Origin of the sequence: Streptomyces sp. NRRL B-1347, assembly GCF_000720325.1 — a bacterium.
In the GTDB taxonomy this organism is placed as follows: Bacteria; Actinomycetota; Actinomycetes; order Streptomycetales; family Streptomycetaceae; genus Streptomyces.
In genome coordinates this window covers 1-12,189 of the sequence record NZ_JOJM01000040.1, presented here as the reverse complement: position 1 = coordinate 12,189, position 12,189 = coordinate 1, and the positions used below count along the sequence as shown (strand labels likewise).

General features: G+C 70.8%; 11 protein-coding genes and 1 tRNA gene. 3 read left to right on the top strand and 9 right to left on the bottom strand.

Annotation, left to right across the window (positions count from 1 at the left end):
- Positions 1-157: 157 nt before the first annotated feature.
- Both IG74_RS0128750 and IG74_RS0128745 read right to left on the bottom strand, forming a co-directional pair.
- Positions 158-231, bottom strand: a tRNA-Met gene (locus IG74_RS0128750).
- Between the two features lie 74 nt (positions 232-305).
- A complete protein-coding gene (locus tag IG74_RS0128745) occupies positions 306-3,248 on the bottom strand; it encodes a UPF0182 family protein (RefSeq protein WP_030683282.1) in 2,943 nt (980 codons plus the stop codon).
- 126 nt (positions 3,249-3,374) lie between these two features.
- Here IG74_RS0128745 and IG74_RS0128740 point away from each other — a divergent pair, with 126 nt between their 5' ends.
- Positions 3,375-3,932 carry a PPA1309 family protein gene (locus IG74_RS0128740; RefSeq protein ID WP_030683281.1) on the top strand — a complete coding sequence of 186 codons (558 nt, stop codon included), beginning with the start codon at positions 3,375-3,377 and terminating at the stop codon, positions 3,930-3,932.
- An 86-nt stretch (positions 3,933-4,018) separates the two neighbouring features.
- Here IG74_RS0128740 and IG74_RS0128735 read toward each other — a convergent pair whose 3' ends face one another.
- The 4 genes from IG74_RS0128735 to IG74_RS0128720 form a co-directional block, all read right to left on the bottom strand.
- Positions 4,019-5,116: a PDZ domain-containing protein gene (locus IG74_RS0128735; protein ID WP_030683280.1), complete on the bottom strand. Its 1,098-nt coding sequence runs from the start codon at positions 5,114-5,116 to the stop codon at positions 4,019-4,021.
- 107 nt (positions 5,117-5,223) lie between these two features.
- Complete coding sequence (locus IG74_RS0128730; protein WP_030683279.1) at positions 5,224-5,403, bottom strand: hypothetical protein; 180 nt, start codon at positions 5,401-5,403, stop codon at positions 5,224-5,226.
- 153 nt (positions 5,404-5,556) lie between these two features.
- Entirely contained in the window at positions 5,557-6,021 is a 465-nt protein-coding gene (locus tag IG74_RS0128725; RefSeq protein WP_030683274.1) for a molybdenum cofactor biosynthesis protein MoaE, read from the bottom strand.
- 212 nt (positions 6,022-6,233) lie between these two features.
- Complete coding sequence (locus tag IG74_RS0128720; RefSeq protein WP_030683273.1) at positions 6,234-7,346, bottom strand: SDR family oxidoreductase; 1,113 nt, start codon at positions 7,344-7,346, stop codon at positions 6,234-6,236.
- Positions 7,347-7,538: 192 nt separating this feature from the next.
- On the opposite strand from IG74_RS0128720, the gene IG74_RS0128715 reads away from it, so the two are divergent.
- Both IG74_RS0128715 and IG74_RS0128710 read left to right on the top strand, forming a co-directional pair.
- A complete protein-coding gene (locus IG74_RS0128715) occupies positions 7,539-9,014 on the top strand; it encodes a zinc-dependent metalloprotease (protein WP_030683272.1) in 1,476 nt (491 codons plus the stop codon).
- Entirely contained in the window at positions 9,011-9,541 is a 531-nt protein-coding gene (locus tag IG74_RS0128710) for an NUDIX hydrolase (RefSeq protein WP_030683268.1), read from the top strand. Before IG74_RS0128715 ends, IG74_RS0128710 begins: the two co-directional genes overlap by 4 nt.
- Positions 9,542-9,635: 94 nt before the next feature.
- Here IG74_RS0128710 and IG74_RS0128705 read toward each other — a convergent pair whose 3' ends face one another.
- From IG74_RS0128705 to IG74_RS0128695, 3 genes are all read right to left on the bottom strand, one after another.
- A complete protein-coding gene (locus IG74_RS0128705) occupies positions 9,636-10,391 on the bottom strand; it encodes an AIM24 family protein (RefSeq protein ID WP_030683266.1) in 756 nt (251 codons plus the stop codon).
- 14 nt (positions 10,392-10,405) lie between these two features.
- Positions 10,406-11,086, bottom strand: coding sequence for an AIM24 family protein (locus IG74_RS0128700; RefSeq protein ID WP_030683264.1), 681 nt, complete (start codon positions 11,084-11,086; stop codon positions 10,406-10,408).
- Between the two features lie 11 nt (positions 11,087-11,097).
- The coding region (locus tag IG74_RS0128695; RefSeq protein WP_030683262.1) for an AIM24 family protein at positions 11,098-12,189 on the bottom strand (1,092 nt) is incomplete at its 5' end.

Genomic DNA, 12,189 nt, shown 5'->3' with positions numbered 1-12,189 from the left:
GAAACACAGCTTCCCTCAACTCCCCCCGCCCGGACCACTCTTCGCACGAACCCCACCGCACTGGCATGGGACACCGGCATGAGCGCGTACCGAAGGGGGCGCGCCGGGCATGACGAAGGCCCGGATCCTCTGGAGGATCCGGGCCTTCGACGGTGAGTAGCGGGGACAGGATTTGAACCTGCGACCTCTGGGTTATGAGCCCAGCGAGCTACCGAGCTGCTCCACCCCGCGCCGTTGTGTACACACCGTATCACGGCGCGGGGTGGCGTCCGCGCGCTCTGCGCGCGCTCCGGGCGTCCCTGCGGCTACCCGCCGCTCCCTCCGCCCTTGTCGTTCTTCTTCGGGTCCTCGGACTGGGCGTCCTCGGCGCGCTGGAGGGCTTCCTGGAGCTTGGCCTGCGCCTTGCCGTAGGCCTCCCAGTCGTCGTCCTTGAGGGCCTCCTTGCCTTCGTCGATCGCCTTCTGGGCGTCGTCGATGGCCTTCTGGAGGTCGGGGTTGTCCGACGTCGGCGGCTTCTCCTTGTCGGGCTTCTCCTTGTCACCGCTGCCCGGTTTGTCCGGTGGCTCGACGGGAGTGGCCCCTTCGGTTCCGAAGACCACGTTGAGCGCCTTGTCCAGGGTGCTCTCGAAGGCGATCTTGTCTCCGTAGGTGACGAGGACCCTCTTCAGGAGCGGGTACTTCAGCCCACCGCCCTTGACGTAGACCGGCTCCACATAGAGCAGGCCGCCATCCAGGGGCACCGTCAGCAGATTGCCGTAGTCGACCTCCGAGTCGCCGCCCTTCAGAAGTCTGATCTGCTCCGCGATGTCCTTGTCGGAGTTGAACTGACTCTGGACGAGCTTCGGACCGTCGACGGTTCTGTCGGTCGGCATCTTCAAGATCTGCATCTTGCCGTAGTCCGGTGAGCCGGCGTCCGCGTTGACCGCCATGAAGGCGCTCAGGTTGTTCCGCTTGTTGGGCACGAAGGTCGTCGTCAGCGAGAAGTCCTGCTTCTTGCTGCCCGGCATCTTCATGCTCAGGTAGTACGGCGGAACCGCGCTGGACGTCTGGTTCGTCGGGTCGCTCGGGACCTCCCACACCTCGCTGCCGCTGAGGAACGTGTCGGCGTCCTTCACGTGGTAGCGGGTGAGCAGCTCGCGCTGGACCTTGAACAGGTCCTGCGGGTAGCGCAGGTGGTCCATCAGGGCCGGAGAGATCTCGCTCTTGTCCTTGACGGTGTCCGGGAACGCCTTGCGCCACGTCTTCAGAATGGGGTCCTCGGTGTCCCACTCGTACAACTTGACGTCACCGCTGTACGCGTCGACGGTCGCCTTCACCGAGTTGCGGATGTAGTTGACCTGGTTCTGCTGGGCGACCACCTGGCGCTGGTTGTTCCGCGCCGTCAGGGAGTCGGCCGTGGTGTCGCCGAGCGTGGTGCGCGACGCGTACGGATAGCCGTTCGTCGTCGTGTACGCGTCGACGATCCACTGGATCTTCCCGTCGACCACCGCTGGGTAGGCGTCGCCGTCGATCGTCAGCCAGGGGGCCACCGCCTCGACGCGCTCCTTGGGCGTGCGGTTGTACAGGATCCGCGAGCCCTCGCCGATCGCGCCCGAGTACAGCATCTGGGGCTCGCCGAACGACACCGCGTACGCGGCCCGGTTGATCGGGTTGGAGAGGTTGACGCCGCTCTTGCCCTTGTAGCTGGTCGTCTTCTCGCCGCTGTCGTCCGAGTAGTCGATCTCCTTCTGCGGACCGCCGACGATCGAGTACTGGGTGGTCTTCTCGCCGTAGTAGATGCGCTGCTGGTACCGGGGCAGGCTGCCCTTCGACGGCAGGTCGGACTCGGTGAAGACCGGCTCGCCCGACCCCTTCGCCTCCGTGCCCTTGGCCGCGACGACGCCGTAGCCGTGGGTGTAGCGGAAGTGGTCGTTGATCCAGTTGTTCTTCTGGACGCCCTTGAGGTCCAGCTCGCGCAGGCCGATAACGGTGTCCTGCTCCTTGCCGTCCTTGTCCTTGTAGCGGTCGACGTCCAGGTTCGACGGGAAGCCGTAGTAGGCCTTCATCTGCTGGAGCTGCTGGAACGTCGGCGAGACGATGTTCGGGTCGAGCAGGCGGAAGCTGGCGGCGTCGGTCGCGGCGGTGCGCAGCTTCGACGTGTCCTGGGTGTTGCTCACGCCCGGGTACTTCTTCACGTCGGTGCCGCCGATGTCGTACGCCTTGCGCGTCGCTTCCAGGTTCTTCTCGACGTACGGGGCTTCCTTCGCCTGCTCGTTCGGCTGGACCTGGAACTTCTGGACGATGGCCGGGTACAGGCCGCCGATCAGGATCGCGGAGAGCACCATCAGGCCGAAGCCGATGACCGGCAGCTGCCAGGTGCGCCGCCACAGCGTCGCGAAGAACAGCAGCGCGCAGATGACGGCGATGCAGAACAGGATCGTCTTCGCCGGCAGATAGGCGTTGGCGTCGACGTACCTGAGGCCCGTCCAGTTGTCGGTCGCCTTGAAGTCACTGGACTTCACCGCGAGGCCGTACCGGTCGAGCCAGTACGCGACGGCCTTGAGCGCCACGAAGATGCCGATGAGCACCGAGAGGTGGCCGGTGGCCGCGGCCGTGGCCCGGCCGCCGGGGCTGGTGATGCGCAGGCCGCCGTACAGGTAGTGCGTGAGGGCGGCGGCGATCACCGAGAGGACCGTGGCCGCGAAGCCGAAGCCCAGCAGGAAGCGGTACCACGGCAGGTCGAAGGCGAAGAAGGAGACGTCCAGGTGGAACTGGGGGTCCTTCTGGCCGAAGGACACGCCGTTGACCCACATCAGCCAGGTGCGCCACTGGCCCGCGGCGGACGCGCCCGCGATCAGGCCGACGAGCGCGGTGATGCCGATGAGGAGCCACTTCTTGTACGGCGCGATCGCCATGCGGTACCGGTCGAGGCTCTGCTGCTCCATCGACATGGCGCTCAGCGGCGGGCGCAGCCGGTGCGCCAGCCAGATGTTCACTCCGACCGCGGCCGCCATGAGGAGGCCGAAGACGAAGAACAGGCCGATCTTGGTCGACAGGGTCGTCGTGAAGACCGATGAGTAGCCGACCGAGCGGAACCAGAGCCAGTCCGTCCAGAACCCCGCGAACATGACGAACGCCATGGCCAGCACGGCCAGGACGCCGAGCGTCAAAAGCAGGGTCCGGACACGACGGGACGGTCGGCCCACTCTGATCCGTGGCCCCGTCGGGCCTCCGCCGCGGTCCGGCATCTGGAAAGCCAAGGTGCGCACCTCGAAGTTCGCTGTAGCTGTAGCTCTGGCTGAATCAGGCCCCGCGATCGTAGAGCCCACTCATGCAACTTACCGACGCTTTACTCAGTTCCCGTTCCGGGGTCTGAACCAGGCAGGATATTGGGCATGCCCAACGTTTCTCCCTCCGGCCCTCCGATGGCCGCGAGCCCCCTCACCCGTGCCGTGCTCGAAATCGACGAGTATGTCGCGAGCCTCGGCTGGGATCAGCCCGCCCGTCTCTTCGCCCTCGTGGACACCGCGCGCCTGCGCGTCCAGGAGCCCGGCCTCGCCGACCGCCTCGGCCTCCCCGACGACGGCTCCGCCGCGCCGCTCACCCCCATCGAGCAGGACGAGCTGCCCGCGGGGGCGGCGCTCGACGAGTTCCTCGGCACCATCGCCTGGCCCGACTCCGTCGCGGGCTGCGCCCTCACCGTGGAGCGCCTGATGCTCCCGCCGTCGGCGGAGGCGTCCGTTCCGCAGGATCTGAGCCAGAAGCAGCTCGCCGCGTGGGTGGCCCGCCACCCCGAGCGCCAGGAGGTCCGCATGACGGTCGCGGTGCTGCGCGACGGTGCGCGCGACTCGGCCCTGCGGCTGCGCGAGAAGGACTCCGCCACGGAGGTCCTGACGGGCTCCGACCTGGTGCCGGGGCTCGCCGACGCACTGACCGCGACGTTCGCGGAGTAGTCGCTCCGCGGGTTCTCCACACCATCTGACCGGGTACGTGGCCGGGGCCGGGGTCGACCGCCCCGGCCACGGCCGTTCCCGGGGGATCAGCCCTTGGTGCCGCACTGCGGCAGGCTGTCGGTGTCTCCCTTGCGGATCTTGTCGAGGGACTTCACCGCGTCGGCGATGGTGTCCACCTTGATCAGCGTGAGCCCGTCCGGGACGTCGCTCGCGGCGGCCGCGCAGTTGTCCTTGGGCGTGAGGAAGTACTCCGCGCCCTTGTCGCGCGCGCCCACGGTCTTCATCTCGATGCCGCCGATCGGGCCGACCTTGCCGTCGTCGTCGATCGTGCCGGTGCCCGCGACGAACTTGCCGCCCGTGAGGTCACCGGGCGTGATCTTGTCGACGATCCCGAGCGCGAACATCAGGCCCGCGCTCGGCCCGCCCACGTCCGCGAGCTTGATGTCGATGGTGAACGGGAAGGTGTGGTCGGTCCCGGCCTGGATGCCGACGATCGCCCGGGCCTTGCCCTCGTCGTCGGACTTCGCCGTGGTGATCTTGACGTCCTCGGTGCGGGTGGGCTCCTTGCCCGCCTTCTCCGCGGCGGCCGCCTCCTTGACCGGTACGACGGTGAACGTGACGGCCTGACCGGGCTTGTGGCGGGTGACGAGCTTCGCGACGTCCGTGGTCTTCTTCACGGCCGTGCCGTCCACGCTCTTGATGACGTCGCCCGCGTGCAGCCGGCCCTCGGCCGGACTGTCCTTGAAGACGCTGCCGACGACGACCTGGGACTTCACCGGGATGTCCAGTTGCCTGAGGGCCGCGACCTTCGCGCTCTCCTGGGACTGGCTGAACTCCTCGGCGTTCTCCCGGGTCGACTGCTGCTCGGTCTTGCCGTCCGGGTACAGCGTCTCGTGCGGCACGACGATGTTGTCGTGCGCGAGCCAGCCGTAGACGGCCTCGGCGAGGTTCATCTTGTAGTCGGCGCTGGTGACCCGGACGGTCGTCATGTTCAGGTGACCGGTCGTCGGGTACGTCTTGCGGCCCGAGATCTGCAGCACCGGCTCGCCGTCGTGGTCACCCAGGGTGTTCACCGTCGGCCCGGGGGACATCTCCGAGTACGGCACTTTGATGAGCACTCCCGCGCAGAGCAGCGCGATGAGCATCAGGGTGGAGGCGAGCAGCGTCGCCGTGCGGCGTGGCATGGAACGACAGTACGGGACGGTCCTGTGAGGGCACCCCCGGGGCCGGTCCGTACGGGCCGGGCGAGCGGGCCGCTGGGCGGTCCCCCGGGCGTCGCGGGGACCGCGGATCAGACGGCGTCGGTACCCGAGTGGGTCTTCTCCATCGCCTTGCGGAACGCCGCGTAGCCGTTCAGCTCGCTGATGTCGCCGGTCTTCCCGCTCTCGCGGTTGCGGTGGGCCAAAAGGGCCCACAGACCGGCGCCGACCGCCGCCAGAAGTGGAATGAGCAACCAGGCAAGTGATGCCATGTCGACCTCCCGACCCCATGAGCGACCACAACTGACTGATCAGCAGATTAACCCGCCGCTCCGACAACGCTCACGGCAGGGGTCCGGTTACGCAACCGGAGCTCCGCGGACGCACCACCTGCGGCGTTCCGTACGAGCGGCGGCCGGCGGGCCCTAGCAGGCCCCGACCCACTCCTCCTGGCCGTCGGAGAACGTCTGGTGCTTCCAGATGGGCACCTCGTGCTTGAGGTCGTCGATCAGCTTGCGGCAGGCCGCGAAGGCCTCGGCCCGGTGCGGGCAGGAGACGGCGACGACGACCGCGAGGTCGCCGACGGCGAGGTCGCCGACGCGGTGGACGGCGGCCAGGGCCCGCACGGGGAAGTCCGCGACGACCTTCTCCGCGACCCGCCGCAGCTCCGCCTCGGCGGTGGGGTGGCTGGAGTACGCGAGCGCGTCCACGTCCGCGCCCCCGTCGTGGTCGCGCACCGTCCCGACGAACAGTGCCGTGCCGCCCGCGGCGTCGTCGCCGACGGCCCGGAAGACCTCGTCGAGCGACAGCGGCGTGTCCCGGATCGCAAGGAGTCGAATCGGCTCCTCGGCCGCCTGCTCACCCGGGTGATCGATCGGAGTACGTGCCATGGGGCCATGGTGCCGCACGCGACGGACCCGACGGAATAGCCCTATCCCCCAGCCCACACGCGGACCGCTTGGCCGTCTCTACGACTCCCGCTCCCGGCTGCGGCAGCTCTTCTCGCCCCCCGCTGTGGGCAGCTGGTCCGCCCAGGGGGCGGAACGGGTGGGCACAGCCCACAGCGGCGCTCAGCCGGAGCACAAAAGGAGCCCGGGCGCCGTCAGAGCCGCCGCCGCGCCTTCCGGGCCCGCCGCACCAGGGCGGCCGTACCCAGCAGCGCCACGGTCGCCCCCGCGGCCCCCGCCGCCGTCGCGTCCTTGCGCCCGAGCCGCCGCCCCGCCACGGTCCGCCGCCCCGCGACCTCCTCGAGGAGCTCCGCGAGGACCTCCTCGTTGGTCCACTGCGGCCGCCACCCCGCGTCGTGCAGCCGGCTGCCGCTGACGACCCAGGGGTACATCGTGTACGCGAGGTCCCCGGCCGGGGACGGCGTGAGCCCGATGCGGTGCAGCCGCGCGGCCGCCCCGAGGGCGACGGCGGACGGCAGCTCCATGCGCCGGATCCCGCTGAGCTCCTCGACCTCCTCCTGCTCCAGCCATCCGTCGCAGCCGACGGCCAGCTCGCCCTCGACCTTCTCCAGGACGGCGTACTCCAGGGCGCTGCACAGGTCGTCGACGTGGCAGAACTGCCAGGCGGGCCGGGACCCGGCGACGACGAGCAGCCGGGGCGACTCGAAGTACCGGGTCAGCGCGGTGTCGGTGCCGCCGACGAGGACGGCGGGCCGCACCACGGTGACGTTCAGGCCGGGGTGCGCCCGGGGCGCGCGCCGGGCGAGCCGCTCGATCTCCAGCAGGTCGCCGACGCCGGTGGCCTCCGCGGTCGCCCGCAGTTCGGCGTCTTCGGAGAGGGGCAGTTCGTTGTCGGCGAGGGCTCCATAGACCATCGCCGAGGTGCACAGCACGACCCGGTGCACCCCCGCGGCTGCGGCCGCGGTCAGCACGGTCTGGGTGCCGCGTACGTTGTACGCGGTACGGGCCGCCCCGTCGGTCTCCAGGTCGAGGTCCAGCGCGAGGTGCACGACGACGTCCGCGCCGCGCAGCTTCTCGGCGATCGCCGGATCACGGACGTCCAGGATGTGCCACTGGGCCGCCGCGCACTCGCCGCGCCGCTCGTCGATGGCCACGACCTGCTTGATCTCGTCGGACTCGGCCAGGCGCTCGGTCAGCAGCGCGCCGACGCCCGCCGCGGCGCCGGTCACGGCGACGACAGGCCCGCGTACGGGGGCCGGGGTCGAAGGGTTTCGCGCTGCGCGAACCTGCGGATCTGGGGAACTCACCGGGCGTCTCCAGCGGTTGTCTTTAGTACGTATGCGAATGACGCGTACGTACCAGGTGGCATCCATCCTGCCGCAGCCCCCGAGGCGGCGAAGCACCGAGGCCCGATCCCGTCACGGTGTCTACGCTGGGGGGTGTTGTCGGGCAGCCGCCGCCGGACCCAGATCCGGTGGCCTTACGAGCCGAGGAAACCCGTGAGTGACACCCCATTCGGATTCGGCCTTCCGCCGGAGGAGCCGGAAGACGGCGACGAGGGCAAGAAGAAGGACACCCCCGGAGGGGGACAGGGTTCCGGTGGCCCTGGGAACCCGTTCGGCTTCGGTGTGCCCGGACTGGGCGGCCCCGGCGGCGGGGACAACCCGTTCGCCGCGATGTTCGGTTCCATGAACCCCAGCGACCTGGGCGCCGCCTTCCAGCAGCTCGGCCAGATGCTGTCGTACGAGGGCGGTCCCGTGAACTGGGACATGGCCAAGGACATCGCCCGCCAGACCGTCGCCCAGGGCACGGCGGACGGCACCAAGGACGCCAGCGTCGGCCCCGCCGAGCGGACCGCCGTCGAGGAGGCCGTGCGCCTGGCCGACCTCTGGCTGGACGACGCCACCTCCCTGCCCTCCGGCTCCGGCACGGCCGTGGCCTGGAGCCGCGCCGAGTGGGTCGAAGCGACCCTGCCGGCCTGGAAGGAGCTCGTCGACCCCGTCGCCGAGCGCGTCGGCATGGCCATGGGTGACGTCCTGCCCGAGGAGATGCAGGCCATGGCGGGCCCGCTGATCGGCATGATGCGCTCCATGGGCGGCGCCATGTTCGGCCAGCAGATCGGCCAGGCCGTGGGCGTCCTCGCGGGCGAGGTCGTCGGCTCCACGGACATCGGCCTGCCCCTCGGCCCGGCGGGCCGCGCGGCCCTCCTGCCGGTCAACGTGGCCGCGTTCGGCAAGGACCTCAGCGTCCCCATGGACGAGGTGCGGCTGTATCTGGCCCTGCGCGAGGCCGCCCACCAGCGGCTCTTCGCACACGTGCCGTGGCTGCGCTCGCACCTGTTCGGCGCCGTCGAGGGCTACGCCCGCGGCATCAAGGTCGACACGACCAAGCTGGAAGACGTCGTCGGCCAGTTCGACCCGCAGAACCCCGAGCAGCTGCAGGAAGCCCTCCAGCAGGGCATGTTCCAGCCCGAGGACTCCCCCGAGCAGAAGGTCGCCCTGGCCCGCCTGGAGACGGCCCTCGCGCTCGTCGAGGGCTGGGTCGACGCGGTCGTGCACGCGGCCGCCAAGCCGCGCCTGTCGTCGGCCGACGCGCTGCGCGAGACGCTGCGCCGCCGCCGCGCCACCGGCGGTCCCGCCGAGCAGACGTTCGCGACGCTCATCGGCCTTGAGCTGCGCCCGCGCCGCCTGCGGGACGCCTCGCGCCTGTGGGCCTCCCTCACGGACGCGCGCGGCGTGGACGGCCGCGACGGCCTGTGGGCGCACCCGGACATGCTCCCGACGGCCTCCGACCTGGACGACCCGGACGGCTTCGTGCACCGCGAGCAGCTGGACTTCTCCGAGCTGGACAAGATGCTCGGCGAGGCGGCGCACGGCGGCGCGTCCGGCAAGCCGGACCTCACGAAGGGCGACTCCCCCGAGGACGGATCCTCCGAGAGCGGCTCCCCCGAGGGCAAGGACGACGACGGCAAGTGACTCTCCGCGACGACGCGGTGCTCGTCCTGAAGGCGTACGAGCACCAGGAAGACCTGCGGCAGTACTACTTGGACCATCTGTCGGCCCACCCCGAGGACGGCATGTGGAAGGCCTGCACGGACGGGCACGTGACCGCCAGCGCGCTGGTCGTCGACCCGTCCCGCGGGCGCGTGCTGCTCACGCTGCACAAGAAGCTGGGCATGTGGCTCCAGATGGGCGGCCACTGCGAGCCGGGCGACGCCACCCTCGCGGAGGCGGCGCTGCGCGAGGCCACCGAGGAGTCCGGCGTCCAGGGCCTGACCCTGCTGCCGGGCGGCCCGGTGCGCCTGGACCGCCACCCGATCCCGGGCCCCTGCACCCAGCACCTGGACGTGCAGTACGCCGCCCTCGCGCCGTCCGGCGCGGTGGCGGCGATCAGCGACGAGTCCCTGGACCTGCGCTGGTTCGCGTACGACGAGGTGGCGGGCGTGGCCGACACGTCCGTCGTCCGGCTCGTGGAGGCCACGCGGGAGCGCCTGCCGGTGTAACGGCGTCCCGCCGTGCGGCATGGGTAAGGGGCGGTCGCCATGGCGACCGCCCCTTACCCATGTCTGCCGAGTAGCTGCCGGGTGCCTGCCGGGCTCAGTTCCAGACGTTGCTCTGGTTCTGCCCCCGCGCGCCCTGCTGGCCCATGCCGAACTGGGCGCGTGCCCCCTGGCCGACCTGGGCGTGCTGCGGCGGCAGCAGCTCGCTGGGCTGGACGAGCGCGTAGCCCTGTCCCATGAAGCTGAGCTCCCAGCCCTCGCCGGTGTTGCCGCGGCGCCGCCACACGCCCGAGGAGTGCGTCTGTGCCTGCATCTGCACCCGCAGACCGCTGGACCAGGCGACGATCGCGTCCGCGTCGGCGTTGACGTACCGGTCCGGGGTGACCTGGAGCATCAGCGGCTGCCCCGAGGTCATCAGGGCCACCTTGCCGCGCCCGGTGATGTTCAGCTGGTACTTGCCGGAGCCGGAGATCCCGTACTGGCTGTCCACCGCGATCACCTGGTGGGACAGCGAGGAGTCCATGGCGAGGACGTAGGAGCTGTCGACCGTCAGGCCGTCCTGCTCCACGTCCACGACGTGGATGTACTGGGCGAGGTTCGCGAAGTAGACGGTGCCCTGGCCGTGGCAGCGCATCAGGTCGAGGCCCTCACCGGTGTGCGCGCGGGCCCGCCGCTGTCCGCCGCTCTGGAACTCGGCGTCGAACTCGACGAGCCCCTGGTAGGCGACCATGGCGCCCTTGCGGGCGAGGACGTCGTCGTGCCCCTCCAGGGCGACGCGCAGCAGTTGCGGGTTCTGGACGGTGTAGCGCTCCTGGGACTGCTGCTCGGAGTGCGCGAAAAGCGAGCTCTGCATGGTGGTGCTCCCCCTCAGCTCCGGATCCGGAGGCGGTCGGTGCTGTCCTCACTGGGCTGTACGACGACGATGCCCTCCCCGGAGAAGCCCATCTGGTAGGCCTCGCCGCTGCCGCGCCCGATGAGGGAACCGGCCTTGAAGCTGCGCTTGCCCTTCACCTTCAGGTTCGGCGACCAGGCGATCAGGGCGTCGGGGTCCACGTACGTCTCGTCCTCGCCGCGGCCGCAGTCGACGACGATGGGCGTGCCGCGGGAGGTCAGCGCCACCCAGCCCTGGCCGGAGACCTTGATGTTCCACAGGCCCTGGCCCGCGAACTTCGCGAGGCCCTTGACCCGCTCGACGCCCCACTGGAGGCCCGCGTCGAAGGCGAGGAGGTTGGTGCCGTTCACCGACAGCGAGTCGCCCGCCAGGTTGATGACGACGACGTCCGCCCCGTAGTCGGCGAGGTACAGCAGGCCGTCTCCGGAGCACTTCATCAGCGGGGCGCCCTCACCGGTGATCCAGTCACGGGCGATCTGGCGGACGGCGGGCGGGTTCGGCTCGTACTGCACGAACCCTTCGTAGGCGACCATCGATCCCACGCGCGCGAAGAGGTCGTTTCCGGTCTGCATGGCGACCTTGACCATGTGGTGGCCGTGGTTCTCCATGCGTGCGGCGACGGGGGCCGGGGCAAAGCCCGCGAGCGGCTGGTTCATGACGGGCTCCCTCAGACCTCGTACGGCTGGACGACGATGAAATTGCCGGGCGCACCACGGAACTGGAGGTTCACGCTCTCCCCCGTGGAGCCCGCGGAGGCGTTGGCGCGCAGCCGGACCTGGCTGGACACGATGGCCTGCGCGGCGGCCGACCAGGCGACGACGGCGTGGCAGTCGGCGAAGGTGGTCGGGGTCACCGGCAGCACGACGGGCGTGCCGTGCGTCTTCACGACGACGGTGCCGCTCCCCTGGAACTGCATGACGAACAGCGCGCCACCAGGGATGCCGTGCCCCTCGATGCGGCGCACCTCGTGCTGGAGGGACTCGTCGAAGGCGAGGACGTTCTCCGCGGAGACGCAGATGGCGTCCCCCTGGAGCTCGATGGGGTGCAGGTGGGTGCCCTCTTCGGCGAGGAACACCTGGCCGCGGCCCGTGCAGCGCATCAGCTGCATCTCCTGGCCGGTGGCGTTGCCCACGACGCGGCCCGCGAAGCCCGCGCCCTTGTAGCTGAACTCGACCTTGCCCTGGTAGAGGACCATGCTGCCCTGCCGGGCGAGCACGGGCTGGCCGCCGACGTTCAGGTCGATGCGGACCATCTTTTCGTTCTGCTGCGTCCAGCGCTGGCCGGTGCCCGCCTCGCGGTACTTCTGCAGCGCGGCGGCCACACCGGCGGCCTGCGGGGCCGCCTGCGGCACGCCGGGGGCGCCCTGGCCGAAGGGAGGCTGCGCCTGGCCGGGGACCGGCGCCGGGGGCTGCTGGCCGTAGCCGGGCGGCGGCGGAGGCGCGGCGGGCTGGCCGTACCCCGGGGGCGGCGGCGCGGAGGGCTGGCCGTAGCCGGGCGGCAGGGGTGCCGAGGGCTGCTGGCCGTAGCCCTGCGGCTGGCCGTACGGGGCCGGGGCCGGGGCCTGAGGAGGCACCGGGTCCTGGGGCGGCACCGGGGCCTGGGGCGGCACCGGGCCGCCGGGCTGGCCCAGCGGGGCCACGATGGTCTGCGCGGAGTGCACCGACGGGTCGGCCGGGACCGGCGCGGGCGGCGGCGTCACGCTCGCCGGAGGCGGCGTGTGCTGCGCGGGCGCGGGGGCCGGGGTGTGCTGCACGGGGGC

Bases quoted from the DNA above. Each gene is read 5' to 3' on its own strand.
- IG74_RS0128725 (WP_030683274.1), bottom strand. From the start codon at position 6,021: ATGGCACGTACTCCGATCGATCACCCGGGTGAGCAGGCGGCCGAGGAG.
- IG74_RS0128735 (WP_030683280.1), bottom strand. From the start codon at position 5,116: ATGCCACGCCGCACGGCGACGCTGCTCGCCTCCACCCTGATGCTCATC.
- IG74_RS0128705 (WP_030683266.1), bottom strand. From the start codon at position 10,391: ATGCAGAGCTCGCTTTTCGCGCACTCCGAGCAGCAGTCCCAGGAGCGC.
- IG74_RS0128730 (WP_030683279.1), bottom strand. From the start codon at position 5,403: ATGGCATCACTTGCCTGGTTGCTCATTCCACTTCTGGCGGCGGTCGGC.
- IG74_RS0128740 (WP_030683281.1), top strand. From the start codon at position 3,375: ATGCCCAACGTTTCTCCCTCCGGCCCTCCGATGGCCGCGAGCCCCCTC.
- IG74_RS0128700 (WP_030683264.1), bottom strand. From the start codon at position 11,086: ATGAACCAGCCGCTCGCGGGCTTTGCCCCGGCCCCCGTCGCCGCACGC.